This window comes from Paraburkholderia phymatum (genome assembly GCF_038900715.1).
GTDB classification, from domain to species: domain Bacteria; phylum Pseudomonadota; class Gammaproteobacteria; order Burkholderiales; family Burkholderiaceae; genus Paraburkholderia; species Paraburkholderia phymatum_A.
The window spans coordinates 458,528-482,664 of sequence record NZ_JAYMRZ010000003.1 but is presented as its reverse complement, the minus strand read 5'-3'; the positions used below and the strand labels follow the sequence as shown (position 1 = coordinate 482,664).

General features: G+C 62.7%; 25 protein-coding genes. 10 read left to right on the top strand and 15 right to left on the bottom strand.

Annotated elements, in window-relative coordinates; all coding sequences use genetic code 11:
• Positions 1 to 87 precede the first annotated feature (87 nt).
• Both VSR68_RS08515 and VSR68_RS08510 read left to right on the top strand, forming a co-directional pair.
• The gene (locus VSR68_RS08515; RefSeq protein WP_342939386.1) at positions 88 to 2,394 is read left to right on the top strand and encodes a xanthine dehydrogenase family protein molybdopterin-binding subunit; all 2,307 of its coding nucleotides are present in this window, start codon (positions 88 to 90) and stop codon (positions 2,392 to 2,394) included.
• A complete protein-coding gene (locus VSR68_RS08510; protein WP_342939385.1) occupies positions 2,382 to 2,864 on the top strand; it encodes a (2Fe-2S)-binding protein in 483 nt (160 codons plus the stop codon). The genes VSR68_RS08515 and VSR68_RS08510 overlap by 13 nt, the downstream gene beginning before the upstream one ends.
• 8 nt (positions 2,865 to 2,872) lie before the next feature.
• Here the strand turns inward: VSR68_RS08510 and VSR68_RS08505 are convergent, their stop codons facing one another.
• Positions 2,873 to 3,226: a BON domain-containing protein gene (locus tag VSR68_RS08505; protein ID WP_342939384.1), complete on the bottom strand. Its 354-nt coding sequence runs from the start codon at positions 3,224 to 3,226 to the stop codon at positions 2,873 to 2,875.
• A 217-nt stretch (positions 3,227 to 3,443) separates the two neighbouring features.
• Between VSR68_RS08505 and VSR68_RS08500 the strand changes: the two genes are divergently transcribed.
• A complete protein-coding gene (locus tag VSR68_RS08500) occupies positions 3,444 to 4,616 on the top strand; it encodes a 4-hydroxybenzoate 3-monooxygenase (RefSeq protein ID WP_342939383.1) in 1,173 nt (390 codons plus the stop codon).
• A gap of 23 nt (positions 4,617 to 4,639) precedes the next feature.
• On the opposite strand, the gene VSR68_RS08495 is transcribed toward VSR68_RS08500, so the two are convergent.
• The 7 genes from VSR68_RS08495 to sapR are packed head-to-tail and all read right to left on the bottom strand — an operon-like array spanning position 4,640 to position 11,480.
• Positions 4,640 to 5,407 (bottom strand): ABC transporter ATP-binding protein, encoded by a 768-nt coding sequence (locus VSR68_RS08495; RefSeq protein WP_342939382.1) that lies wholly within the window; start codon positions 5,405 to 5,407, stop codon positions 4,640 to 4,642.
• Positions 5,404 to 6,285: an ABC transporter ATP-binding protein gene (locus VSR68_RS08490; protein WP_342939381.1), complete on the bottom strand. Its 882-nt coding sequence runs from the start codon at positions 6,283 to 6,285 to the stop codon at positions 5,404 to 5,406. Before VSR68_RS08490 ends, VSR68_RS08495 begins: the two co-directional genes overlap by 4 nt.
• A gap of 1 nt (position 6,286) precedes the next feature.
• The gene (nikC, locus tag VSR68_RS08485) at positions 6,287 to 7,201 is read right to left on the bottom strand and encodes a nickel transporter permease (RefSeq protein ID WP_342939445.1); all 915 of its coding nucleotides are present in this window, start codon (positions 7,199 to 7,201) and stop codon (positions 6,287 to 6,289) included.
• 58 nt (positions 7,202 to 7,259) lie between these two features.
• The gene (locus VSR68_RS08480; RefSeq protein ID WP_342939380.1) at positions 7,260 to 8,330 is read right to left on the bottom strand and encodes an ABC transporter permease; all 1,071 of its coding nucleotides are present in this window, start codon (positions 8,328 to 8,330) and stop codon (positions 7,260 to 7,262) included.
• 22 nt (positions 8,331 to 8,352) lie between these two features.
• A complete protein-coding gene (locus VSR68_RS08475; RefSeq protein WP_342939379.1) occupies positions 8,353 to 9,960 on the bottom strand; it encodes an ABC transporter substrate-binding protein in 1,608 nt (535 codons plus the stop codon).
• A 57-nt stretch (positions 9,961 to 10,017) separates the two neighbouring features.
• The gene (gene ddpX, locus VSR68_RS08470) at positions 10,018 to 10,584 is read right to left on the bottom strand and encodes a D-alanyl-D-alanine dipeptidase (protein ID WP_342939378.1); all 567 of its coding nucleotides are present in this window, start codon (positions 10,582 to 10,584) and stop codon (positions 10,018 to 10,020) included.
• Between the two features lie 5 nt (positions 10,585 to 10,589).
• Positions 10,590 to 11,480 (bottom strand): sap1 transcriptional regulator SapR, encoded by an 891-nt coding sequence (gene sapR, locus VSR68_RS08465; protein WP_342939377.1) that lies wholly within the window; start codon positions 11,478 to 11,480, stop codon positions 10,590 to 10,592.
• 486 nt (positions 11,481 to 11,966) lie between these two features.
• Between sapR and VSR68_RS08460 the strand changes: the two genes are divergently transcribed.
• A complete protein-coding gene (locus VSR68_RS08460) occupies positions 11,967 to 13,430 on the top strand; it encodes a catalase (RefSeq protein WP_342939376.1) in 1,464 nt (487 codons plus the stop codon).
• Positions 13,431 to 13,570: 140 nt separating this feature from the next.
• Here VSR68_RS08460 and VSR68_RS08455 read toward each other — a convergent pair whose 3' ends face one another.
• Positions 13,571 to 14,059 (bottom strand): GAF domain-containing protein, encoded by a 489-nt coding sequence (locus tag VSR68_RS08455; protein WP_342939375.1) that lies wholly within the window; start codon positions 14,057 to 14,059, stop codon positions 13,571 to 13,573.
• A gap of 72 nt (positions 14,060 to 14,131) precedes the next feature.
• Positions 14,132 to 14,803, bottom strand: coding sequence for a nitroreductase (locus tag VSR68_RS08450; protein WP_342939374.1), 672 nt, complete (start codon positions 14,801 to 14,803; stop codon positions 14,132 to 14,134).
• 197 nt (positions 14,804 to 15,000) lie between these two features.
• Here VSR68_RS08450 and VSR68_RS08445 point away from each other — a divergent pair, with 197 nt between their 5' ends.
• Positions 15,001 to 15,615, top strand: coding sequence for a hypothetical protein (locus VSR68_RS08445; protein WP_342939444.1), 615 nt, complete (start codon positions 15,001 to 15,003; stop codon positions 15,613 to 15,615).
• A gap of 62 nt (positions 15,616 to 15,677) precedes the next feature.
• Here VSR68_RS08445 and VSR68_RS08440 read toward each other — a convergent pair whose 3' ends face one another.
• Positions 15,678 to 16,436, bottom strand: a complete 759-nt coding sequence (locus VSR68_RS08440; RefSeq protein WP_342939373.1) for a sulfite exporter TauE/SafE family protein — start codon at positions 16,434 to 16,436, stop codon at positions 15,678 to 15,680.
• A gap of 75 nt (positions 16,437 to 16,511) precedes the next feature.
• Between VSR68_RS08440 and VSR68_RS08435 the strand changes: the two genes are divergently transcribed.
• Entirely contained in the window at positions 16,512 to 17,411 is a 900-nt protein-coding gene (locus tag VSR68_RS08435; protein ID WP_342939372.1) for a LysR family transcriptional regulator, read from the top strand.
• On the opposite strand, the gene VSR68_RS08430 is transcribed toward VSR68_RS08435, so the two are convergent.
• The 3 genes from VSR68_RS08430 to VSR68_RS08420 form a co-directional block, all read right to left on the bottom strand.
• Positions 17,394 to 18,023, bottom strand: a complete 630-nt coding sequence (locus tag VSR68_RS08430) for a lytic transglycosylase domain-containing protein (protein WP_342939371.1) — start codon at positions 18,021 to 18,023, stop codon at positions 17,394 to 17,396. The genes VSR68_RS08435 and VSR68_RS08430 overlap by 18 nt on opposite strands.
• Before the next feature lie 144 nt (positions 18,024 to 18,167).
• The gene (locus tag VSR68_RS08425) at positions 18,168 to 19,727 is read right to left on the bottom strand and encodes a phospholipase D family protein (RefSeq protein WP_342939370.1); all 1,560 of its coding nucleotides are present in this window, start codon (positions 19,725 to 19,727) and stop codon (positions 18,168 to 18,170) included.
• Positions 19,728 to 19,856: 129 nt separating this feature from the next.
• Positions 19,857 to 20,324 carry a response regulator gene (locus tag VSR68_RS08420; RefSeq protein WP_342939369.1) on the bottom strand — a complete coding sequence of 156 codons (468 nt, stop codon included), beginning with the start codon at positions 20,322 to 20,324 and terminating at the stop codon, positions 19,857 to 19,859.
• A 474-nt stretch (positions 20,325 to 20,798) separates the two neighbouring features.
• Between VSR68_RS08420 and VSR68_RS08415 the strand changes: the two genes are divergently transcribed.
• Entirely contained in the window at positions 20,799 to 21,017 is a 219-nt protein-coding gene (locus VSR68_RS08415) for a hypothetical protein (protein ID WP_342939368.1), read from the top strand.
• Between the two features lie 60 nt (positions 21,018 to 21,077).
• Here the strand turns inward: VSR68_RS08415 and VSR68_RS08410 are convergent, their stop codons facing one another.
• Positions 21,078 to 21,977: a hypothetical protein gene (locus VSR68_RS08410; RefSeq protein ID WP_342939367.1), complete on the bottom strand. Its 900-nt coding sequence runs from the start codon at positions 21,975 to 21,977 to the stop codon at positions 21,078 to 21,080.
• Between the two features lie 212 nt (positions 21,978 to 22,189).
• Here VSR68_RS08410 and VSR68_RS08405 point away from each other — a divergent pair, with 212 nt between their 5' ends.
• The 3 genes from VSR68_RS08405 (at position 22,190) to VSR68_RS08395 (ending at position 24,133) form a co-directional block, all read left to right on the top strand.
• Positions 22,190 to 22,723 carry a carboxymuconolactone decarboxylase family protein gene (locus VSR68_RS08405; RefSeq protein ID WP_342939366.1) on the top strand — a complete coding sequence of 178 codons (534 nt, stop codon included), beginning with the start codon at positions 22,190 to 22,192 and terminating at the stop codon, positions 22,721 to 22,723.
• A gap of 216 nt (positions 22,724 to 22,939) precedes the next feature.
• Positions 22,940 to 23,344, top strand: a complete 405-nt coding sequence (locus VSR68_RS08400; RefSeq protein WP_087732882.1) for an FKBP-type peptidyl-prolyl cis-trans isomerase — start codon at positions 22,940 to 22,942, stop codon at positions 23,342 to 23,344.
• Between the two features lie 213 nt (positions 23,345 to 23,557).
• On the top strand, positions 23,558 to 24,133 hold the full coding sequence (locus tag VSR68_RS08395; RefSeq protein WP_428983470.1) for a low molecular weight phosphatase family protein: 576 nt from the start codon (positions 23,558 to 23,560) through the stop codon (positions 24,131 to 24,133).
• The last annotated feature ends 4 nt before the right edge of the window (positions 24,134 to 24,137 follow it).

Here is a 24,137-nt window from a genome sequence, read left to right as displayed (position 1 = left end):
CGTCGGCGAATGAATAGACAGGCTTTCAGTTGAGCCGCGACTGGTGCGTTTTACTGGTGTCCGTGCTGTATTCCTCTGAGAGATGCCATGCTGAAGCGTCGAACCTTCCTGCTGGGCGGTGCGGGCGCAGTCGGCGCGCTGATCGTCGGATGGTCGGCGCTGCCGCCGCGTCAGCGGATCGTCGCATCGGCGCCCTTGCCCGTGCGGCCTGGCGAATCGGCGCTCAACGGCTACGTGAAGATCGCCAACGACGACACCGTCACCGTGATGATGTGCCGCGCCGAGATGGGACAGGGCGTCCACACGGGCCTTGCGATGCTGGTGGCTGAGGAACTCGATGCGGACTGGCGGGACATCCGCGTGGCCCATGCGCCGATCGACGGGATCTATAACAACGTCGAGAGCGTCGTCGGCGATCTGCCGTTTCGTCCCGACGAAGACGGCGTCATCAAGGAACTCACTGTGTGGCTCGCGCGCAAGCTCGCGCGCGATTTCGGCACGTCGATGACGGGCGGCTCGTCGACCATCAACGATCTGTGGCAACCGATGCGCGAGGCGGGCGCATGCGCGCGTGCGATGCTGATCGGCGCGGCCGCCCAGATCTGGAACGTGAAGGCGTCGGATTGCCGCGTCGAAAAGGGCAAGGTGCTGCACGGCTCGGGGCGCAGCGCATCGTTCGGGCAACTCGCCGCCCAAGCCGCGCGCCAGCCGCTGCCGCGCAAGCCCGTGCTGAAAGACCCGGATACCTTCAGGCTGATCGGCAAGCCGCTCACGCGCATCGAAGCGGCTTCGAAGATGGACGGCACCGCGCGCTTCGGCATCGACGTGCTGCCGGATGGCCTGCTGTACGCGAGCATTGCGATGTGCCCGACACTCGGCGGCACGGTGCGCAAATTCGACGGCTCTGTGGCGGCGGCGCTGCCGGGCGTGCAACGCGTATTTGCCGTCGACGCGTACAACGGCGGCACGGGCGGCGTCGCCGTGATCGCGGACAACATGTTCGTCGCGATGAATGCGCTCGACGTGCTGTCGATCGACTGGAACGACGGCCCGACGAAAGGGTTGAACTATGCAGCCGTCGTCGAGCGTCTGTCGCAGGCGCTAGACGAGAGCGACGGCCACGCATGGTACAGCCACGGCGACGTCGATGCCGCGCTCGACCGCGCCGCGCATACCGTCATGGCCGAATATCACGTGCCCTATCTCGCGCATGCGGCGCTCGAGCCCGTGAATTGCACCGCGCAAATCAGGGACGGCACGGCAACGGTTTGGGCCGCGACCCAGGTGCCCGCCGTCGCGCGCATGCACGTCGCGAAGCTGCTGGGTATCGATGCCGCACAGGTCGACTTGCAGCAGCAGTTGATAGGCGGCGCGTTCGGACGCAGGCTCGAAGTCGACTTCATCGTGCAAGCGGTGGCGATTGCGCGCGAAGCCAACGGACGTCCTGTGCAAACGCTCTGGACGCGTCCGCAGGACATGCGCCACGACTTCTATCGGCCGGCCTGCCTGTCGCGCTTCAAGGCGGGACTCGATGCGCACGGCCAACTGATCGCGTGGCACAACGCGTCGGTGAGCCAATCGATCGTCACGACGTGGATGGCACGCAATTACCACATCCCCGACATCGGCCTCAATCTGGACAAGACCGTTTCCGAAGGCGCGTTCGATCAGCCTTATGAAATGCCGAACGTGTGGATCGGGCAACGCACGATCGAATTGCCGATGCCTGTCGGCTTCTGGCGCTCCGTCGGGCATTCGCATCAGGCGTTTTTCATCGAGAGCTTTATCGACGAACTGGCCGCCGCCGCGCACAAAGACCCCGTCGCGTTTCGCGCGAGTCTTTTGACGCGGCATCCGCGGCATCTGGCTGTTTTGCAGAAAGTGGCGAGCATGTCCGGATGGCGTACGCCCCTCACATGGTCCGACAACGGTATCCGGCATGCGCGCGGCGTCGCGCTGCATCAAGCATTCGGCAGCGTGGTCGCGCAGGTCGTCGATGTGTCGATGGAAGCGGGGAATGCGTTGAGGGTGAACCGCGTGTTCTGCGCGATCGATTGCGGCTTGCCCGTCAATCCGAATCTGATCAGGCAGCAGGTGGAAGGCGCGATCGTGTTCGGCCTTTCCGCTGCGCTCAAGGAAGAAATCACGCTCGACAACGGCGCAGTCGTCGAGAGTCTTTACAGCGAATTCGACGTCGTGCGCATGGACGAATGCCCCGACATCTGCGTCGAGATCATGCCGTCCAAAGGGCATCCGCAAGGCGTCGGAGAAACCGCGCTGCCGCCCATCGCGCCCGCCGTCGCGAATGCACTATTCGCACTGACGGGCATGCGCTTTCGCACGTTGCCGTTCAAAGTGAAGCTGTACTCCGGGAGTGCAACATGCTCAAGTTGAATATCAACGGCAAGACGGTCGACGTGTATTCCGATCCCACGACGCCGCTGCTCTGGGTCTTGCGCTGCGAACTGAAGATGACGGGCACGAAGTTCGGTTGTGGTGTTGGCGTGTGCGGCGCGTGTACCGTGCTCGTCGGCAAGGAGGCAAAGACCTCTTGCCAGGAAAAGCTCTCCGACATCGGCGCCAATGACGTGACGACGATCGAAGGATTGCACGGACTGCAAGCGCGCGCACTGAAAGAAGCGTGGACGCGTATCGACGTCGTGCAATGCGGCTATTGCCAGAGCGCGCAACTGATTGCCGCGAGCGCGCTGATTCTCAACAATCCGCATCCGAACGCGAAGGATATCGACTGCGCGATGCACGGCATCATCTGCCGTTGCGGCACTTATCCGCGCATCAGGCAGGCGATTCTCGAAGCGACGGGGCAAGTGAGGAGCAATGCCAGTCCGTGCGAGAAGGGCTAAAAGACGGGCTAGTACCCTTTGTTGTAGAGCGTCAGATGATTGCTCACCGACGTCACGCCCGGCACACCCTTCGTCACGTCTGCGGCCTGCTCGATCTGCGGACCATCGGGCACGCTGCCCGATAACGTGACCACGCCGTCGCGTGCCTTCACGTACACATTCGACACATTGAAATTCGGCGTTTTCGCCAACGCCTTGCGTACATCGCGAGCCAGCTTCTTGTCCGCCGACGTCGCCTTGCCCGAATGCGCGGCCGGACTCGACGCCATCGACATGCTATCGCTGGCCTGCGCGTAGACGCCTGACATCGGCGTCATGCATCCCACGGCGACAAGCAGCTTCACGACATTGCGTGCTTTCATGATTGCCCTCTATTTGGCTTGGCAGATTGTGAGTCAAAGATAGTCAACATTCCGCTTCGGATAAAGCCGCTCATACGAATAAGGGGAAACCCGCAGCGATCAATTATCGCGATTGGAGATAGCGCGTATTCGCGCTATTGCGTTGCTCGATAAAAGCCTGGCCTGCACACTTTGACGCAAATCAAGACCATGCACTCAACGTATTCAGGAGACACATATGCGTACGCAAGTCGGCATCATCGGCGCGGGTCCTGCTGGGCTGCTTCTCTCTCATCTTCTCCATTTGCAGGGCATCGATTCCGTCGTGCTCGAATCGCGCAGCCGCGAGCAGATCGAATCGACGATACGGGCGGGCGTGCTCGAACAGGGCACGGCGGATCTGCTCACCGAAACGGGCGTCGGCGAGCGCATGAAAGCGCAGGGCGCGCTGCATCACGGCTTCGAACTCGCATTCGAAGGCAAGCGCCGGCGTCTCGATCTCACTGGATTGACGGGAAAATCCATTACCGTTTACGCGCAGCACGAAGTCATCAAGGATCTGGTTGCCGCGCGCGTCGCCGCGCAAGGCGCACTGCATTTCGAGGTGTCGGACGTATCGCTGCATGACATCGAAAGCAGCAAGCCGAGCATTCGCTACCGGCATCAGGGCGAAGCCCGCGAACTGCATTGCGATTTCATCATCGGATGCGACGGCGCGCAGGGCGTTTCGCGCAACGCCATTCCCGAAGCGCTGCGCCGCGATTATCAGCGCGTTTATCCGTTCGCGTGGTTCGGCATTCTCGTCGAAGCGCCGCCCACATCGGATGAGCTGATCTATGCGCGCCATGAACGCGGCTTCGCACTCGTCAGCACGCGTTCGCACGACGTGCAGCGCATGTACTTTCAATGCGATCCGAAAGACAGCGTCGACCACTGGTCCGACGATCGCATCTGGGCCGAAATGCATGCACGTGTCGATTCGGACGAGGGGCACAAGGTGATCGAAGGCAAGATCTTCCGGAAGAACATTATCGGCATGCGCAGCTTCGTCTCGACGACGATGCAGCACGGCCGGCTGTTCCTTGCCGGCGACGCCGCGCACATCGTGCCGCCGACGGGTGCGAAGGGCCTCAATCTCGCGGTCTCCGACGTGCGCGTGTTGGCGGAAGCACTGCGCGGGTTCTACAAGGAAGACCGCACCGATCTGCTGGACCGCTATGGCGAAACGGCGCTCAAGCGCATCTGGCGCGCCGAGCATTTCTCATACTGGATGACGCGCATGATGCACCGCCTCGACGATGCATCGCCGTTCGAGCAGCAGTTGCAGGTCGCGGAACTGGAGTACGTAACGACTTCGCGCAGTGCCGCGATGTCGATGGCCGAGAACTATGTCGGCACGGCACCCGTATGAGCGGCGCGCGTTGAGCGAGAGCTTCAGCCTTCCGTGTCGATGCCCAGCGCCTCCACGGCCTTGCGCTGATAGCCACCCGTCGCGAGCAGCAGGCTGCGCGAATACTCGTTGTCGACCTGCTGCGCGCGAATTCTCTCGATGTCGAGTTCTTCGACGATTTCGCCGTTGCGCATGATGGCAACGCGCGAACACAGAAAGCCGACGACGGCGAGATTGTGGCTCACGAGAATCATCGTCAGATCGCGCTCGCGATGCAGGCGCTTGAGCAGATTCAAGATCTCCGCTTGCACGGAGACGTCGAGCGCCGACGTCGGCTCGTCGAGCAGCAGCACGCGCGGCTCGACGATCAGCGCGCGCGCAATCGCCACACGCTGCCGTTGGCCGCCCGACAACTGATGCGGGTAGCGAAAGCGAAACGACGCATTCAGTCCCACTTCGCGCAGCGCATTGACGATACGTTCTTCATGCTCGCCGATTCCGTTGATGCGCAGCGGTTCGCGCAGCGTCTGGTCGACGGTGAAGCGCGGATGCAGCGAGCCATACGGGTCCTGAAACACCATTTGCACGTTGCGCTCTTGCGCGTGTTCGCCTTGCTGCGCGATGCGCACGGTGCCTTGCGCGATGGGCGAAAGTCCGCTCATTGCGCGAAGAATCGTCGACTTGCCCGAGCCCGATTCGCCGACTAGCCCGAACACTTCGCCGCGCGCGACATGAAAGCTCGCGTTGCGCACGGCGTCGACGCTGCCCGCCGCCGTCTTGAAGCGCACTGTCAATGCATCGACGTCGATCATGCGGATGCTCCTTGCGCATCGTCGAGCCATGCTGGATCGCGCGACAGGACGGGCAACTCGGCGGGCGGATCGGCAAGCGGCGGATTGGCAGCGAGCAGGCCGCGCGTGTACGGGTGTTGCGCATGCACGAGATCGCGCGCCGCGCACGTTTCGACGACACGGCCCGCATACATCACGACGACGCGATCGCAGAACGACATCACGAGCGGCAAATCGTGGCTGATAAAGATGAGGCCAGTATCATGTTTCGCGATCATCTCGTCGAGCACGGCGAGCACCTGCATCGATACCAGCACGTCGAGTGCGCTGGTCGGCTCGTCGGCGATCAAGAGGCGCGGTCCCGTCGACACCATCATCGCGATCATCACGCGTTGCCCCATGCCGCCCGAAAGCTCATGCGGATACGAATCCGCGACGCGCTCGGGATTGCGGATATGCACCGCTTCGAGCGCCGCGATGATCTTTTCGCGCATCGCGCGGCGGCTGAGCTTCGGGTCGTGCAGCGCGAACGCTTCGCGCATCTGCTGCGCGACGGTCATCACCGGGTTCAGCGAGTACTTCGGGTCTTGCAGGATCATGCCCATTTGCTGACCGCACAACTGGCGGCGCTTGTCGGCGCGCATGGTCAGCAGATCGTGTCCGTCAAAGCGCAGCGTTTTCGCCGTGCAATGCGCGGCTGGCGGCAGCAGGCCGAGCAGCGCGCGCCCCGTCAGCGATTTACCCGAACCCGATTCGCCGACGATGCCCAGGCGCTCGCCCTTGTGCAGGCTCAGCGAGAGTCCGCGCACCGCTTCGTTCAGCGTGCCGTCGTGAGTGCGAAACGCGATGCGCAGATCGTCGATCTCGCACAGCGGGGAGGACGTTTCGTTCGTGCGCATGTCAGTCTCCATGACGCGGATCGAACACGTCGCGCAGCCCGTCGCCGAGCAGATTGAACGCGAGGCTCACGAGCAGAATCGCAAAGCCCGGTATCGTCGCGACCCACCATGCGTCGAGCAGCACGTTGCGGCCCGACGCGACCATGAAACCCCATTCGGGACTGGGCGGCTGCGCACCGAGGCCCAGAAAGCCGAGACCCGCGACGGTCAGAATGATCCCCGCCATGTCGAGCGTCGCGCGCACGATCACCGACGACGAACACAGCGGCACGATATAGCGCAGCAGAATGCGCAGATTCGATGCGCCTTGCAGGCGCGCCACGTGAATGAAGTCCGCTTGCACGAGCCTCAGCGTTTCGGCGCGCGCGAGACGCGCGTACGCGGGCCACGCGGTAATCGAAATCGCGATCACCGCATTGAACACACCCGGGCCCAATGCAGCCGCGAAGGCGAGCGCGAGCACGATCTTCGGGAACGCGAGCGCAATATCCGTCACGCGCATCAGCACGTTATCGACCCAGCCGCCGAAAAAGCCCGCCGTCGTGCCGATCATCAAGCCGATCGGCACGACCACCACGACGACGAGGATCGCGATCGACAGCGTGAGCCGCGATCCATAGATCACGCGCGAGAGAATGTCGCGGCCGAGCTGATCGGTGCCGAGCCAGTGAGAGGCCGAACCGGGCGGCAGCAGGCGATCCGACAAGACCTGCCTGAGGGGATCATGCGGCGCGATCCACGGTCCGATGATCGCGACGATCACGAGCAGTGCAAGGATCGACAGGCCGAATACCGACAGCGGATTGCCCGCGAAGCGCCGCCAGCGCCGATACGCGAGACCGAGCGCCGCCTGTCTGCGCGAAGCGGGCGTGTCGGTCAGCAGCCACGCTCTGAGCGTCGGGCGAGGCGCGTTCATCGGCCAGTCCTGCTTCGAGCGGTCAACAGTGGGACGCACGTGGAAGTTCTCCGTTGCATCAGCGGGCGCGCGGATCGAACACGCGATAGAGCGCATCCGTCAGCAGGTTCAACGCAATGAATGTGATGCCGATCACGAGCGTGCTGCCGAGCACGGCGTTCATGTCGGCGTTGAGCAGGGCGCCCGTCAGATACGAACCGATGCCGGGCCACGCGAATACGATTTCGGTCAGCACCGAGCCTTCGAGCAGGAAGCTGTACGAGAGCGCGACCACCGTCAGCAGCGGCACCGCGATGTTGCCGAACGCATGCACCCACACGACGCGACGCTCGGACAGACCTTTCGCTCGTGCCGTCGTGATGTACTCCTGGTTCAACTGGTCGAGCATGAACGAGCGCGTCATCCGGCTCAGATAGGCGACCGAGTAGTAGCCCAGGATCGCGGCGGGCAACGCGATGTGCGACAGCGCATTGAAGAACACATCCCATTCGCCCGCGATCAGCGAATCGATCAGCAGGCTGCCTGTGCGTGTGTCGACCATGCCGTCGAACACGGGATCGATTCGTCCCGGTCCCGACACCCAATGCAGCTTCGCATAGAAGAGCAGCAGCCCCATCAGGCCAAGCCAGAACACGGGCACGGAACTGCCGATAAGTCCGATGAAACGCGCGACGTGATCGATCCAGCGATTGTGCCGCGTGGCGGCAATCACGCCGAGCGGCACGCCGACCAGCACGCCGATGATCGTCGACAGCGTCGCGAGTTCCAGCGTCGCGGGAAACACGCGCTTGATGTCGTCGATCACCGGATTCGCCGTCAGCAGCGATACGCCCAGATCGCCGTGCAGCACCGCGCGCACGTAGATGAAGAACTGCACGGCGAGCGGCTTGTCGAGCCCGAGCTTGATGCGCGCTGCCGCATACGCGCTCGCCGACGCGCGATCGCCGAGTATCGCGAGCACGGGGTCGATGGGCACCTTGCGGCCGATTACGAAGGTCACGGCAAGCAGGCCCGTGAACGTAATGGCGAGCGTAAGCACCCAGCGCAGCACGCGCAGCGTCCAGCGCACGCTTGCGCTGCGCGCGGACGCAGCGCGAATGCGATCGATCGGAGTGAGCGTAGTCGACATGTAGATGAAGTGCCGCGTGCGCTTACTGCTTCTTCACATGCAGATACGACACGAGGTCGTTGATCGGACCGACTTCGAGACCCGATACGCCCGGACGCATCGCCACCTGCGACACCTGCTGGAACATGATGACGAACGGCGATTTCGCGAGCATTTCCTTCTGCATCGTTTGATAGAGCTGCGCGCGTTTCGTCGTCGACGATTCGGCGAGCGCCGCGTTGGTCTCTTTCGTCAGATCGGGAATGTCCCACGAATTGCGCCACGCGAGCATCTTGTACGAGGACTTGTCGGAGTTGTCCGGGTTCCACGCATAGCCTTGCGCGTTGCTGTGCGGGTCGATGTAATCCGCCGACCATTCGCCGATATAGATATCGTGCTGGCGCGCGCGATACTTCGCGAGCGTCTGCTTGTTGTCGCCGGGAATGATCTCGACCTTGATGCCGCCTTGCGCGAGATTCGCCTGCACCGCTTGCGCGATTTCGTTGTACGGGTAAGCGCTGCGCACATCCATCGTCACGTTGAAGCCGTTCGACAAGCCCGCTTTCGCGAGCAGCGCCTTCGCTTTCGCGACGTCCTGGTGATACGGATTGGTATTCAACGCGCCGAGGAAGCCTTCGGGCAGGAACGTCTGATGAACCTTGAACGTGCTCTTCGTCACGTTCTTTTGAATGCCGTCGTAATCGATCAGCCACTTCATCGCTTCCTGCACTTCCGGCTTCGCGAGATTCGGGTTCTTCACATTGAGGCCGAGATAGAGCAGCGTCGCTTGCGGCACCGACATCACCTGCACCTTGTTCCCCTTCGTGAGCGTGGCGAGATCGTCGGGGCTCAGATTGCGCGCGACATCCGCGTCGCCGTTTTCGAGCAGCAGGCGCTGGCTCGACGCTTCGGGCACGTGGCGCATCACGATCCGCTTCATCGCGAGCGGCACGCGGTAGCCGTCGTATTTCTGCAGGATGATGCTGTCGTTCGCCGTCCATTTGACGAGCTTGTACGCGCCGGAGCCCGCTTCGTTCGTGCGCAGCCATTCATTGCCGAAGTCGTTGCCCTTCTGATGCGACATCAACAGCTTCTTGTCGACGACCGACGCGGGCCAGGCGCCCAGCACGTTCAGCACGAATGTGGGCGCGTATTTCTGGTCGGTCGTGATGCTGACGGTGGAGTCGTCGATCTTCTTGACGTTTTGCAGCGCGTTGTCCTTCGTCAGGCCGATGCCTTGAAGCACGGCGGCTGCGCCCTTGTCGAGCAGCACGCAGCGCTGGATCGACCACGCGACATCGTCGGCCGTCAGCGGATTGCCCGAGTGGAACTCGAGGCCGGGGCGAATCTTGAACGTGAACGTGAGTCCATCGGGGCTGACCGTCCACGATTGCGCAACGTCGCCATTGAATTTCGACGGGTCTTTCAGATCGACGCGCACCAGACGGTCATACGTGTTCGCGACGTATTCCTCGGGCACCAGCTCGTAGACTTCGCCCGGATCGAGCGTCGAGAATTCGTCGAGCGTGGTGGCGATCACCAGCATGTCTTTCGGTGTCGCCGCAAATGCGGTGCTTGTTGTCGTCATCGTAAGCGTCAGCGCGGATACGACCGCGACTGCCGCCAGCGCATTGCGCAAAACCAGATTCATACTCGCTCCGTATCGAGAGGAAAGTGCGGTGAGAAACCTGCAAAGGCCTTAGTGTGACTACATCAATTTCAAAGGGCCGCTTTCGCTGTTGTCGATCACGGGCAGCGCGCGCGAACCCGGCAACTCGTAATGCCACCACTCGCTCGGAATATGCGTGAAGCCGGCCGCGTGCATGATGCCGAGCAACAGCAGCCGATTGCGCTGCACATGGTGCGGCAGGCCCTGGTGGAAGTGCTCGGACTCCTTGACCATCGCGTCGAAACCCGTGCCCATGTCGAGCGGCTCGCCGTTGCCGTCGATCAAGGTCAGATCGAGCGCGGTGCCGCGGCTGTGGTTCGAGCCGCGTCCAAGCTCGGCGATATAGGTCGGATCAGGAAGAAAGTCCCACAACACCTGCTGCGCCTGCGGTGGGCGATACGCATCGAAAATGCGCAGCTTCATGCCGATGCTCGCGGCGAGTTCGGCGGCCTTGCGCAAGCCCGCTTCGGCGGGCGCGAGCAACAGGCAGTGCGCCTGCTTGTAGATCGCCTTGCCGGTGAAGTTGCGGTCTGTCGCATAGACGAGGTCGATGTCGACGCCGTGCGTTTCCTGAGTGATATGAATCAGTTGAGGTTTGTCGGTCATGAGAGTCAAAGGTCGAATTGATCGAGTTCGCGCTGCAACTCGCGGTTGCGCGCGACGCGTTCGTCGATGGCGGGACCCAGCCGTTCGACGATCGACGTAATCAGCAGATTGAAGAGGCACGTGAGCGGCGCAAGCGAATCCCAGAACTGGCCGACATCCGTTTTCACCTGCAGCAGATCGCAAGCGAAGTCGCGTGCCCACGGACAATAGAGATCGGTGACGAGCGCAAATGGCAATTCGCGCCGCGCGGCCGCTTCGCAATAGCGGCGTGCGATGCGCGAATAGGCGCGGGTGTCGGTGACGATCAGATAGGGCGATGCGAACTCCGAATTCAGCGAATCGACATACGAGCCCGACATGCCGTCGGAGTAGAACACGCGCGGCCGCAGATATTCGAGGTAGCTGTAGAACGCGTTCGCAATGCCGCGTGTCGATTGAATGCCGAGAATGAAGACGGCATCGGCCGTGGCGACGCGCTGCGCGACGCGCGCGAACGTTTCGCCTTGCGCAAGCTGGTACACGTAGCCGATTGCATCGACTTCGAGATCGAGCGAATGGGCGAGAGCGGTGTCGCGCGTGGCGTCGCCGTTGGCAGGGATGTTTGCGTTGTCGTGATGGCGCTCGCTGCGCCACGCGTCGAGCCGGTCGGTGATGAACCACGGCCGCGCTTGTGCGCCGCGCAATTCGCGCTTCAGATCATCCAGATTGCGATAGCCGACGCTGCGCAAAAAGCGCCCGACGGAAATGCCGCTCGTGCCCGTCTGCTGCGCGATCTGGTCCGCCGTCTCCAGGCCGAGGCGCTCCATGTTCGCCAGCATATAACTGGCGATGCGCTTGGCCGTGGGCGTGAGCGTCGCGAAACTCGCTTCGACTGTGTGGGCGAACGCGGTGGACATCGAGTCGTCTTCCGGGTCTTGTTCTGCGTCTTGTCGGTTAGTTATCTGTCACTGCTCTGCGATCTGGTATGTATATGACAAGGACAATAAAGCGAGTGCTAACTTAAATTTTTAATCGGATTTAAAGTCCAATAGAAAAAGCGTGTGCTGCATATTTGAATGTCATTCTTCTGTCACGTGTTTTCGTTAGTCGAATTGGATGTGATGTGCCGTGCGCAGCGCGAGAGTAGAGAGTGGCCAGTAAGGGTCGCCCTCATCTGCTCGCCGATCCGAATGGCGCTAAGATCATCGCCGCAGCATTTGGTCGCGTGTGTCGAGCACCGCGCGATTTTCATCCCGACGTGACACAGACAGCACTGCCTCGGCATGCCGTCCGGAATTCGCTTTTGGAAGCAGCGGCGCAGGGGCCCGCTGCCCATATAGACCCCACCGTATGTTCCGGCAGAGCATCCGCCGGACTTTCTTATAAGTGTTGGAGGGTTGAACGTGAACAAGCTGACTACTGCCTTTGGCGCACCCGTAGTAGACAACCAGAACATTCAGACGGCAGGGCCGCGCGGCCCGGCGTTATTGCAGGACGTGTGGTTCCTCGAAAAGCTCGCGCACTTCGACCGCGAAGTGATTCCCGAGCGCCGGATGCATGCGAAAGGCTCCGGTGCATTCGGTACATTTACTGTCACGCACGACATCACGAAGTACACGCGGGCGAAGATCTTCTCCGACGTCGGCAAGAAGACGGAACTGTTCGTGCGCTTCTCGACGGTCGCGGGCGAGCGCGGCGCCGCCGATGCCGAGCGCGACATTCGTGGCTTCGCGATCAAGTTCTATACGGAAGAAGGCAACTGGGATCTCGTCGGCAACAATACGCCCGTGTTCTTCTTGCGCGATCCGCTGAAATTCCCCGACCTGAATCACGCGGTCAAGCGCGATCCGCGCACGGGCTTGCGCAGCGCGGAAAACAACTGGGACTTCTGGACGCAACTGCCTGAAGCACTGCATCAGGTGACGATCGTGATGAGCGATCGCGGCATTCCGAAGTCGTTCCGTCATATGCATGGCTTCGGCAGCCACACGTTCAGCTTCATCAATGCCGCGAAAGAACGCTACTGGGTGAAGTTCCATTTCCAGACGCAGCAGGGCATCGAGAATCTGTCCGATGCGCAAGCGGCTGCGCTCGTCGGCGTCGATCGCGAAAGCTCGCATCGCGACCTGTATGAAGCGATCGAACGCAAGGAATTCCCGAAGTGGAAGATGTTCGTGCAATTGATGCCGGAGAAGGACGCGTCGAAGTGCTCGTATAACCCGTTCGATCTGACGAAGGTCTGGCCGAAGAAAGACTATCCGCTGATCGAAGTCGGCGTGATGGAATTGAATCGCAACGCGGAGAATCATTTCGCGGATGTCGAGCAGTCCGCGTTCAATCCCGCCAATATCGTGCCGGGCATCAGCTTCTCGCCCGACAAGATGCTGCAAGGCCGGCTCTTTTCATACGGCGACGCGCAGCGCTATCGCCTGGGCGTGAATCACAGCCTGATTCCTGTGAACGCGCCGAGGTGCCCGGTACACAGCTATCACCGCGACGGCTTCATGCGCGTGGACGGCAACATGGGCGGCGCGACGCCTTATAACCCGAACACGCGCGGCGAATGGCTCGACCAGCCGGATTTCAGCGAGCCGCCGTTGTCGATCGAAGGCGCTGCGGATCACTGGAATCATCGCGTCGACGAAGACTACTACTCGCAACCGGGCGCGCTGTTCCGGCTGATGACGGCCGAGCAGAAGCAGGCGCTGTTCGACAATACGGCGCGCTCGCTCGCGGGCGTGTCGGAGCCGATCCAGAAGCTGCATATCGAGCATTGCACGAAGGCCGATCCCGCTTATGGGCAAGGCGTTACGGCAGCGCTGGAGTCGGTGAAGAAGAGCAGCGCTACGCCGAATCGCGCGCTATAAGTTGCCGTGAAATGAGCACTGCGCATCGCACGTGACGTGTGGCGATGCAAAGAAGCGCTTAACCTTAGTGTTCTCCGAAGATCGGCTGCAAGGCCGATCTTCGGGACCGACGCGCTAAAGAGCCGACGCGCACGCCTGAATCAAGCAAGCGAACCGGCGAAAATGCGCGCGACCTCTTCAAGCCCTCGCCGGTCATCGTCGTCGAAGCGCGCGAGCACGGGGCTGTCGATATCCAGCACGCCGACCAGTTCGCCATTCGCCTTTTGCAGCGGAATCACGATCTCCGAACGCGAGGCCGAGTCGCACGCGATATGTCCGGGGAACGCGTCGACATCGGGCACGACTTGCGTTTGCCGCGTTTGCGCCGCGTGGCCGCATACGCCGCGGCCCATCGGAATGCGCACGCAAGCAGGCTTGCCCTGAAACGGGCCGACCACGAGTTCACCGTCGATGGCGAAATAAAAGCCCGCCCAGTTCAGTTGCGGCAGGCTGTGAAAGATCAGCGCTGACAGATTCGCCGCGTTGGCGATCTGATTCGATTCGCCCTCAACGAGCGAGCGCGCCTGCGAGGCCAGTTCACGATAGAACTCGGCCTTGGGGAGCGCGGTATTGATGGTGGCTTCGAACATCGGATGCACTCACGTTTGCTTCATCGAAGCAGCCATTCTCGCACCAATGGGCGCGCCGCGACGGCGGGCGAGTCAGATGCCGATGAACTCCGCGAAATCGTCGAGCGGCGTGCGCTGCGCGCGCCACTGGTTGATCGCGGCATCCTTATCCTCGTAGCCGATTGCCATGCCGCTGAACAGCATGCGCTCGTCGGGCATGTCGAGAAACGCGCCGATCGTCTTCGGATACATCGCCCAGCATTCCTGCGCGCAGCTATGCAGCCCTTCCTCGCGTAGCAGCAGCATCACGGACTGCATGAACATGCCGAGATCGGCCCATTGCGGCGGACCCATGCGGCGATCGACGGTGCAGAAGAGCGCAAGCGGCGCATCGAAGAACGCGAAGTTGCGCGCGAACTGCGCGAGACGTCCGGGCCGGTTCTCGCGCACGATGCCGATGCTGCGATACAGATCTTCGCCCACTTCAAAACGCCGCTCGCGATACGGCGAATGAAGATTCGGCGGATAGACGTTGTACTCGGTCTCTTCGCCGCCCGGCGCATCCACGATGCGCACGCGCATGATGTGCTTGAGTCGCGCGAGCGCCTCGCCCCCTACGACATGGATATGCCACGGCTGCAGGTTGCCGCCCGAAGGCGAGCGCGCGGCGGTGGCGAGCACGCGGCGGATCGCGTCGGGCGCGACGGGATCGGGCAGAAACTGGCGTACCGATTTGCGGCTGGTGATTGCATCACTGACGTTCAAGCGTTTTCTCCATGAGCCGTGGACAACGACATATGCCGATGATACAGGCGACGATGCGCGTGTCCTGCTAAAGCTTCTGAAAGGCTGTGCCGTTAATGGACCCAAACGCAGGGACCAAACCGCAGCGACCAAACCACAGCGACCAAACCACAACGACCACCTACGCAAACACGAACGGGGAGCCGCATTTGAATACGATGAAGCTGGCGACACACGTCGCCGCGATCGCTGCACTGGCCGCGCTGGCCGGTTGCGTCACGAGTGAGCAGCAGATCTCCGCCGCGCCTGCACGGCCGCGTCCCGCAGTCGTCGCGGTGCAGGCTCCGCCGCCCGCCGTCGTCGTGCGCGCGCCTGCGCCTGTCGGACAGCCGGTGTACGTGTCCGCGCCCAGCGACGTCTACATCGCAGGCGTGATGGATCGCGACGTGGTGTTCGTCGGCGGCGACACGTATCTGTGGGTAGTGGGCCCGGATGGCCGGCGTCATCGGCATTTTTACGCGCATGGCGATCGCCGCGCCGAAGTCTTCCGCCGGCGCGAGCATCTGCGCGCCGAGATGGCTCATCGAGGCGCTCACGCGCCGAGCCACACGGCCGCCGCGCATCGCGACACGCATGCGCCGCATCGGCCCGAACGCCACGAAGGCGCGCCTGTGCGGCATGCATCGGCGGAGCATCATCGTCCGCAGCCGGGAGCGGCGCGCGTGGCCGAGCGTCACGGCAACGATCGCGGACCGCAGCACGGCCACAACCGGCCGCCGCGCGTCGACGAGGCCCAGCAGCAGGCGCCGCACCGGCAAGGGCATGCGGGCTGAAGGTCAACTGGGCGTCAGTTGAACGTCAAGGCGCGACGCTGCGCCGTCCGTAATCGCTCAGATCACTTTCCCAAACCATACGCGCGCACGAAGAACGCAATCGTGATGCACGCCGTCAACGTCAGCGTGCCGTAGCGGATCACCCTCGCGGGCGCGCGCCGTCCGACGTGCGCGCCGCCGTATCCGCCGAGCGTCGCGCCGATCAGCATCACGAGCGTCTCGGGCCAATGCACCGCATGCGCGACGACGAACGCGAGGACGGCCATCGTGTTGGCCGCGCTCACGAGCAGCGTGCGCGGCGCGTTGAGCAGCTTCAGCTCGCGGCTGTCGAGCAGGCCCCATACGGCCATCATCATGATGCCGACCGCACCGCCGAAATAGCCGCCGTACACGCCGAGCACGAACTGAATGACGAGCACGGCTGTTCGCCCGATATGCCAGCGCGCGCGCATCCATTCGCCGAAGCGCCGGCCGAATGCGAGCGCGAGCGTCGCGAACAGCAGCAGCCACGGCACGACGAAATCGAATGTCTTTGCAGGCGTGAGCAGCAACAGCAACGCGCCGCCGATGCCGCCGATCAGCGTCGTGACGATCATCGCGCGCAACGACACGGAGCCGACCGGTCCGAGTCCGTCGCGATACGCCCACGCGCTCGCGAGGCCGCCGGGATAGAGCGCGACGGTGCTCGAAGCGTTCGCCTGAACCGAAGGCACGCCGGCTGCAATCAATGCGGGAAGCGTGACGAACGAGCCGCCGCCCGCCAGCGCGTTCATGCCGCCTGCGAGCAGTCCCGCGCCCGCCACAAGGAATAGTCCGTTCATGCGACGCATCATAGCGGCGCCGGCTTCGCGGATACAATCGGGATTCTCCGATGCCAGCGTTCGCACCAACCGAAGATGACGACGTCGCGTTTTGACCTTACCGATCTGCGGCTATTCCTGATGGCCGTCGAGCACGGCAGCCTCACGCGCGGCGCGCAGGCGATGCATCTCGCGCTTGCGTCGGCGAGCGAGCGCATCTCGGGCATGGAGTCCGCGCTCGGCACGCCGTTGCTCGAACGCACGCGGCGCGGCGTGCGCGCGACGCCCGCAGGCGAGGCGCTCGTGCGTCACGCGCGGCTGATCGTCGGGCAGATCGAGCAGATGCGCGGCGAGTTGCGCAGCTATGCGACGGGCCTGAAGGGTCGCGTGCATCTGATGTCGAACACGGCGGCGCTCGCATCGTTTCTGCCCGAGCAGTTGTGCAGCTTCTTGAGCGCGCATCCCGATCTGTCCGTCGACATCGACGAGCGGCCGAGCGCCGACATCGTGCGCGCCGTGGCCGAAGGGCGCGCCGATCTCGGCATCGTCGCGGATATCGCCGATCTGGCCGCGCTGCAAACGCATCTGATCGCGGACGATCAACTCGTGGTCGCCGCGAGCCGCGCGCATCGCATTGCCAACGACGCGCGCATCGCGTTCGCCGATATCGTCGACGAGGCCTTTGTCGGCCTTTCCGATGCGGCGCTGGAGCGGCATCTCACGGAGCGCGCATCGCGGCTCGGGCGGCAGATGCAATACCGCGTGCGTCTGCGCAACGTCGCCGATCTGGGCCGGCTGATCGAAGCGGGCGTCGGCATCGCGATTCTGCCTGCGGCTTGCACGCAGCCGTTGCGCGACGCGAATCTCGCGATCCTGCCGTTGTCGGAAGCCTGGACGGCGCGGCGTCTGCATCTGTGCGCGCGGGACTTTGCGGCGCTCACGCCGCATGCGTACGCACTTGCGAAACAGTTGATGACGCTAACGGACCGCGTCTAGCGATACCTTTTCGAGCGGCTGCGCGTTGCCATTGCCGCGCAACGTCGCGTTGAAACGCTGCATGCGCAGCGCGACGCGGCGCGCGTAGCCTTTGCCGCCGCCGCTATAGCGCAGGAGCGCGGCATCGATATCGCCGCCCGATTCGTCGAGATAGCCGCGCAGGATCGACGAACCGATGCGCACGTTGATGGCGGGATCGTCGAGTTGCCTGACGTCGGCGACGACGCGCGGATGCGCAGCGGGCAGCACCTGCATCAAGCCTCTCGCGCCGAGTGTGCTCACCGCGCGCCGATCGAATCCCGACTCGACGGCCATCACGGACAACAGCAGCACGGGCGACATCGAATAGCGGTTCGCTTCCGTGAGGACGGCTTGCGCGATGGTCAGCGCATCGGCAGCCGATAGGCGAAACTGCGCGCGCAACGTCGCGACGATATCTTCAGGCGCGGGCAGAAAAGCGGCGTCGGCTGCGGGCGCGGTTTCCGCTTGCGCATGCGCGAGCGGCAACGCGCTGCATAGCGCGAGGCTTGCCGCCATCAGCGCGAACCTGAGAAGCGTGTGTTTCCACTTTGCGCTGGCGAGGGCACGTCGCGTGCGTTGTTGTTCTTGCATGTCCCGTCGGGTACGAGCCCAAATGCACGCACTCTAGGCACTCCGCCATCGAGATTTTCAAAAGATATACGGTCGGCGCGTAAAGATCGCGTAAAGGCATCGACGACCTGAAACGTGCCGTACATGGTCACCGGGAAAGCGCCGCTACAACTGCGATTCGATCGGCAGTATGCCGAGCAGCCAGATACTCGCCTTGCGCAGCGCCGACACATCCGGCTCGCTGTCGAGCACTTTCACGGTGCCGTCGGGTGCCGTATCGATCCACACGATGCTGTTCGTGCCATTCGGATTCGGCCGCAGTTCGAGCCGCCAGGCGATGTGGTCGAGGCTCGGCTCGAGCGTATCGACGACTTGCGATGCGGCCGCTGCACTCTCGCAATACACGCCGATTTCCGTATTGAGTTCGACGGAGCGCGGATCGAGATTCATCGAGCCGATAAAGAGCGTATCGCGATCGAACACATAGGTCTTTGCGTGCAGCGATGCTTTCGACGAGCCGAACAGTTGCTTCTTGTCCCAGGCGCTTTTCTCGCTGGCAACGGGCTTGAGTTCGTACAGCCGCACGCCCGCTTCGAGCAAAGCCTTGCGGTAGCGCTGATAGCCCGCGTGCACGGCGGCGACATCCGTGGCGGCGAGCGAGTTGGTCAGCACGGTCACGCGCACGCCATCGTGCGTGAGCCCGCTAAGCCACGCGACGCCTTCTTTTCCCGGCACGAAATAAGGCGAGACGACGAGCATCTGATGCTCCGGCTGAAGGTGGAGCGCCTTCAACTGCGTCATCAGATGGCCTTGCGCGTTGCCGGGCGAGCGCGTGATCTTCGCGGGATCGTCATAGAGCAGCGTGGCTTTGCCCCATGAGTACTGCGTCGCGTCGTGCGAATGAATCACCTGCGTGAGCCGCGCACGCGCATTGACGACGTACGGATTGGTCTCCTCTGACGCGAGATACGCGTCGAGCTTCGCGCGAACCTCCGCGAGCGCGTTGGAGTCCGCCTCGCGGCCCATCAGGCTGGCGATGGGATACGACGCTTCGGAGTTCCAGTACAGGTCGAATGCCGTCGATACGTCGCGCACCACGGGGCCGTGCACGAGCACGTCGAGATCGCCGAATGCGACATCGGTCGACGCGCCGAAGTACTCGTCGCCGATATTGCGCCCGCCGAGTATCGCGCCTTCGTTGTCCGCGATCATCGACTTGTTGTGCATGCGCCGGTTCACGCGAAAGAACTCGGTGGCCATGCCGATCTTCTTGAACGTGCGGCTGGCGACGGGATTGAACAGGCGTATCTGCACATTCGGATGCGAGTCGAGCGCGAGCAGCAGCTTGTCGTCGGCGTTGGTGCCGAGATCGTCGAGCAGGATGCGCACGCGCACGCCGCGATCGGCGGCGCGCAGCACGGCGGCGCCCAGCGCGCGGCCCGTCAGGTCGTCGTGCCAGATGTAGTACTGGAGATCGAGCGTGCGGTCGGCGGCTTGCGCGAGCACGAGGCGCGCGACGAGCGCATTGACGGCGTCGGGCAGCAGATGGAATGCGCTTTCGTCCGGGTGCTGCTGCTCTTGCCGCGTGAACGCGTTGGCAAGGCGCGTGTTCTGCGTATCGGTGGCGGCATGCGTCTCGACGCGGTCCGTCTGCGGCGGCAAGCTTGCACACGAAGTCAGCAAGGCGACGGTGAAGGCCGCGAGAAGACTTCGTAGTTTGATCATGTGCGCGCTCCGCAACGGGATGCGCGTCAGATTAGCGGGAGCGTTGGGCGGTTACAAGTGGAACAAGCGAGCGGAACAAGCAGGCGGAACAAGCGAGCGGAACAGGCGCAGCGCTGCCGTGGCGCCGCGTTACGAGTCGATCGAAGTGCGGTTCGTCGGCGTGACGCCCATCAGCAGCGTCAGGATCTTCACGATCATCATCGGATCGACGGGCTTTGCGCAGACGGCGTCGAAGCCGCCCGCGCGCAGTTCGTCGAAGTTGTCGTCGGTCTCATAGGCCGTGTACGCGAGCAGCGGCACGGATGCGGTCTCGGGCGACTCGCGCAACGTCCTTGCGACGGTGAGCCCCGACACGCCCGGCATCGCGACGTCGAGCACGACGCCGTCGGGATGCCATTCGTTCGCGATCTTCAGCGCGTCGCAACCGTTGTAGGCCACGCGCGCCTCGAAGCCTACGCTGCCGAGAAAGGCAGCCAGCGAGTCGGCCGAATCGATGAAATCGTCCACGACGAGTACGCGCGGCGGGATCGAATGCGCGGCGGCGCGCGCTGCCGTCCATATCTGATTTCGCGTTGGCCTGAAGCTCGTGTGGTGCATGCTGCTCCCCCTAATGGTCCGTCGCTGTTTGCGGCTGGTCATGTCTTGTAAGCAGACACAGCAACGGCCATTCCAACCTTGCGTCCGGCGAGCTTTCGAACACGCAAGAGCCGCCGCGCAATGGCGGAAAACGCCGATTCCAGCGAGTTCACGCGCGGTTTCGCGCCGGGCTTCAGATGCCGCCTTGCGCGTGCGGCATGTCGGAAGCGCTGCGCGTCGACCATCACGCCGACCATGAAAGTCCGTCATGCGGATTGCAGCTTTTCCATATACCGATCAGGGTTGAATCGCGGCGGCGGCGCGAGCGCGGAACGCAACAGGACGAAACGCCGTGCAGCAACGCAAGGCTTCGTGTGGCGCCGGGCACATAGACAGCGGCCTGGCGGGCGATTTGCCATGCTACGATGCCGTCATCCGCCGGGAGAAACCCAGCCCCGGATTGCATCGCACTTTCTTCGCTGCAGGAGGCTTGCCATGCACTTCGACTACAAGGGATTTCATATCGACTGCCGGGCGAGGCACGACGAAGATGGCCACTACGTCGCCCAAGCCAAGCTCACTCGGGCGGCGACGGCCAATGCGCCCGCCGAAGTGCACCAATCGGGTGACATCGATTCATTCGTCGACGAATCGGACGCGGTGACATGCGCGCGCACATGGGCGATCGAATGGGTCGATGAAAACTGGGACTAGCCGCACTGGTTTGTCGCCCGGCTTGTGCGGTCTCTCGCCGCACGGAAGAACATGCAGGGACTATTGCGCCGCTTGCTGGCGCCGGTACTCGTTCTTCTTCATGTCCAGGTACTCTTGCCGGTCGAGTTCGTGCAACTGGCGCTGATACTGCTCGGTTGCATCGAACCATGTCGCGAAGCGTCGAGCGACGCGCTTGTCGGCGGGCATTGCAAGCGAGGCCAGATACGCGTCGATCGCGAGGTAGTAGCGCATCGTATTGCGTTCGACGAGCCCGCGCACGCCGCCGATGTAATCGCCGTCCGGCGCCTTCGAGAAGCCCACTTTCGCGCTGCCTATCGTCGCGAGATAGGCCTTCATCGCGATGCGCCCCGCCGTGCCGAATCCATACGAGTAGGTGAGATGCAGGAACGTGCGCCCGTTGCCGATGTCGGCGGCTTCGAGCACGATGCGATAGTCCTTCGTGCTGAGCGGTCCCGTCGCCGCGCTCAGACCGACCTGGAAGTAGTCGGGGCTCGACGCCACCGAACGGTAGTTGAACTGCACGCGGTACGTATCGCCGATTTCCTGCTCCGTCTTCTTGCCCACGTTCATGCTGATGATCGCGCCGTTGCTGCCTGAAGCAGCATGACAGTACTTCGTGTTCAGATGCAGGATCAGCACTTCGCACCAGTTGGCGGGGCCTTGCTGCGGATCGTTGAACGCGCTGTTGACGAGCTCGAACGGATAATCGACGACGGCGTAGATATCGCCCTTCAGCGTGTTCTGCGTTTCTTCCGAGTCGAGGTGGATCGGGCGATGAAACGCATTCGACTTGAGTTGCGGCGCGAGCGCGTCGTATTTGTCCCTGAGCGCCGTGGCGTTGTCGTCGGCCCATGTCAGCGCGCCGAGCGACAGGCCCAATAGCGCGAGCACCATGAACGCGAGTCGCCTCGTGATACGCATGATCCGCTGAGTGCTCATGACCGCGCTCCTGCTGACAGATCCGTGGCTGGCCAATCCGGCCGGGCAAATCTCGCACGAATATAGCAGAGACGAACTGAACTGCGGATGAGCCGATCGAGCATAAAGGTGATTTGAACCGGCATTCATTGCAGCAACGCTCGTTCCTAGAATGCTCTCCATGCGTTGACCTCGTCGCGCAACCACCAGTCGATCAACCTTTGGAGCACATCATGGGACGTCTCAATAGCCAATCCGTCAGCGAAGCCACCGGCCAGGCCGCCGATCTGTTTGCGGGCATCAAGCGCGCCGTCGGCATGGTGCCGAATGCGTATGTCGACATCGGCACGAACAGCCCCGCTGCACTGCAAGTCGTGCTCAGCACGGGCGACGTGCTGACGAAGGGCGCGCTGTCGCGCAAGGAAGTTGAAGCGATCAAGCTCGCGATCAGCGGTGTCGCCGATTGCGATTACTGTCTCGCGGCTCACTCGCTGGCGGCCCGCAAGGCCAGCATCGCGGCCGACGATATCGCCGCGCTGCGCGAAGGGCGCGATTCCGCCGACGCGCGTCTGAATGCAATCGCAGCGTTTGCGCGTACGGTGTTCACGACGCACGGCACCGTGCCCGTCGAAGTCGTCGATGCCGTGAAAGCCGCAGGCTATAGCAATCAGCAGATCGTCGAGACGCTGCTCGCAATCGCCGACATCACGTTCACGAACCTGTTCAATCGCGTGAACGATACCGTCGTGGACTTTCCGAAGGTCTGACGCAACGGCAAGCCGCTCGTGTCGGGCGGCTTTCCATGTGCCCGTGACTGGCCGCGTGCCGTCACGGGCGTTTTGCGTTGATCGCGTGTGGCTGCGCGGCGGCGCGTCTCCCTGGTTTCGTCCGTGGTTTCATTTGTAGCGATTTGATTCAGCGCTCGGGCCGCAAACGTTCGATCCGCTAGAATGAGGCTCGCTTTTTCAACCAAGGAGATTCGCGTGAAATCAGTTGTTGCCCTGCTCGCCGCAGCCGCGCTCGCGTCAACGGCGCTCACCGCTCAAGCTGCATCGACGGAAAAGCTGCCCTCGGGCGTCGTCGTCGAACACCTGACGCAGGGAAGCGGCCCGCAGCCCACGGCCGCCGACGTCGTGCGCGTCAACTACCGCGGCACGCTCGCGAACGGCACCGAGTTCGACAGCTCAGCCAAGCACGGCGGTCCGGCGGAGTTTCCGCTCGGTCGCGTGATTCCCTGCTGGACGCAAGGTGTCGCAACGATGAAAGTCGGCGAGAAGGCAAAGCTGACCTGCCCGGCCGCAACGGCCTACGGCTCGCGCGGCGTCGGCCCGATTCCGCCGAACAGCGATCTGACGTTCGAAGTCGAACTGCTCGCGATCGTCAAGTAACGACCTCTCTTCGCGCAGCGCCTTGGCTCCCCACGCGGTTCTATTGTGGCGGCGGCGCTGCACTTCCTTCCCGCCTCGCATTCCACATCGTGAGGAGCGCAAGCTCCGGCGGGGCGAATCCCGTATTGAATCGTTTGACTATCGTTAACGCTGGTTGGCAGAAGGCAAATTGGCGTGGTACCTAATTGGTCTTGCGGCGAGTCAGATGGACGATTGGGATTCTGTCACCAATATGAAAAACTGCGCGCTCAGAATCCCGCAAAAAATAAGATTTGCATGACGGGGTATAGGGTGACCAGAAAACAAAGGGTGCTGTTCCTCTGCAGGGACAACGCAGCGCTTAGCATCTTGGCGGAAGCCTTGCTACGCGAACTGGACGGATTGCATTTCGACGCTTTCAGCGCAGGTCTCGAACCCGCCGACAAGGTCCACGCGGCGGCAATGGGAGAGTTGCGCCACGGTTTTTCCAGCCTGGAACTGCTCAATCCGAAGAGCTGGCTGGAGTTCACGAGCGAATGGGCGCCGCAGATGGACTTCGTCATCAGTTTGTGCGACGAGTCGTCGCGCGTCGACATGCGCGCGTTTCACGGCCGCCCGCAATTGCTCCACTGGGCGTTGACGCCGTCCGCGCGCTCCGCTGCTGGCGCGTTCGAATACGCGTTCTGGCAGATATTGAAGCGCGTCGAAGATTTCATCACCGCCGAACGCCGCCCTTGGCCGTCGTTGAAATTGCCGTCGGTTGCGCCTTGCACGCCCGATGCGTGCGACCTGCTGATGAGCGGTCAATAAAGCG

Excerpts from the sequence above, each read along its gene's own strand:
- VSR68_RS08425 (WP_342939370.1), bottom strand. The coding sequence starts at position 19,727 with ATGATCAAACTACGAAGTCTTCTCGCGGCCTTCACCGTCGCCTTGCTG.
- VSR68_RS08435 (WP_342939372.1), top strand. The coding sequence starts at position 16,512 with ATGACGACGTCGCGTTTTGACCTTACCGATCTGCGGCTATTCCTGATG.
- VSR68_RS08515 (WP_342939386.1), top strand. The coding sequence starts at position 88 with ATGCTGAAGCGTCGAACCTTCCTGCTGGGCGGTGCGGGCGCAGTCGGC.
- VSR68_RS08430 (WP_342939371.1), bottom strand. The coding sequence starts at position 18,023 with ATGCAAGAACAACAACGCACGCGACGTGCCCTCGCCAGCGCAAAGTGG.
- VSR68_RS08495 (WP_342939382.1), bottom strand. The coding sequence starts at position 5,407 with ATGATCGACGTCGATGCATTGACAGTGCGCTTCAAGACGGCGGCGGGC.
- VSR68_RS08455 (WP_342939375.1), bottom strand. The coding sequence starts at position 14,059 with ATGTTCGAAGCCACCATCAATACCGCGCTCCCCAAGGCCGAGTTCTAT.
- VSR68_RS08475 (WP_342939379.1), bottom strand. The coding sequence starts at position 9,960 with ATGAATCTGGTTTTGCGCAATGCGCTGGCGGCAGTCGCGGTCGTATCC.
- VSR68_RS08505 (WP_342939384.1), bottom strand. The coding sequence starts at position 3,226 with ATGAAAGCACGCAATGTCGTGAAGCTGCTTGTCGCCGTGGGATGCATG.
- VSR68_RS08405 (WP_342939366.1), top strand. The coding sequence starts at position 22,190 with ATGGGACGTCTCAATAGCCAATCCGTCAGCGAAGCCACCGGCCAGGCC.
- sapR (WP_342939377.1), bottom strand. The coding sequence starts at position 11,480 with ATGTCCACCGCGTTCGCCCACACAGTCGAAGCGAGTTTCGCGACGCTC.
- VSR68_RS08420 (WP_342939369.1), bottom strand. The coding sequence starts at position 20,324 with ATGCACCACACGAGCTTCAGGCCAACGCGAAATCAGATATGGACGGCA.
- VSR68_RS08480 (WP_342939380.1), bottom strand. The coding sequence starts at position 8,330 with ATGTCGACTACGCTCACTCCGATCGATCGCATTCGCGCTGCGTCCGCG.
- ddpX (WP_342939378.1), bottom strand. The coding sequence starts at position 10,584 with ATGACCGACAAACCTCAACTGATTCATATCACTCAGGAAACGCACGGC.
- VSR68_RS08500 (WP_342939383.1), top strand. The coding sequence starts at position 3,444 with ATGCGTACGCAAGTCGGCATCATCGGCGCGGGTCCTGCTGGGCTGCTT.
- VSR68_RS08440 (WP_342939373.1), bottom strand. The coding sequence starts at position 16,436 with ATGAACGGACTATTCCTTGTGGCGGGCGCGGGACTGCTCGCAGGCGGC.
- VSR68_RS08410 (WP_342939367.1), bottom strand. The coding sequence starts at position 21,977 with ATGAGCACTCAGCGGATCATGCGTATCACGAGGCGACTCGCGTTCATG.
- nikC (WP_342939445.1), bottom strand. The coding sequence starts at position 7,201 with ATGAACGCGCCTCGCCCGACGCTCAGAGCGTGGCTGCTGACCGACACG.
- VSR68_RS08490 (WP_342939381.1), bottom strand. The coding sequence starts at position 6,285 with ATGCGCACGAACGAAACGTCCTCCCCGCTGTGCGAGATCGACGATCTG.
- VSR68_RS08445 (WP_342939444.1), top strand. The coding sequence starts at position 15,001 with ATGAAGCTGGCGACACACGTCGCCGCGATCGCTGCACTGGCCGCGCTG.
- VSR68_RS08510 (WP_342939385.1), top strand. The coding sequence starts at position 2,382 with ATGCTCAAGTTGAATATCAACGGCAAGACGGTCGACGTGTATTCCGAT.
- VSR68_RS08415 (WP_342939368.1), top strand. The coding sequence starts at position 20,799 with ATGCACTTCGACTACAAGGGATTTCATATCGACTGCCGGGCGAGGCAC.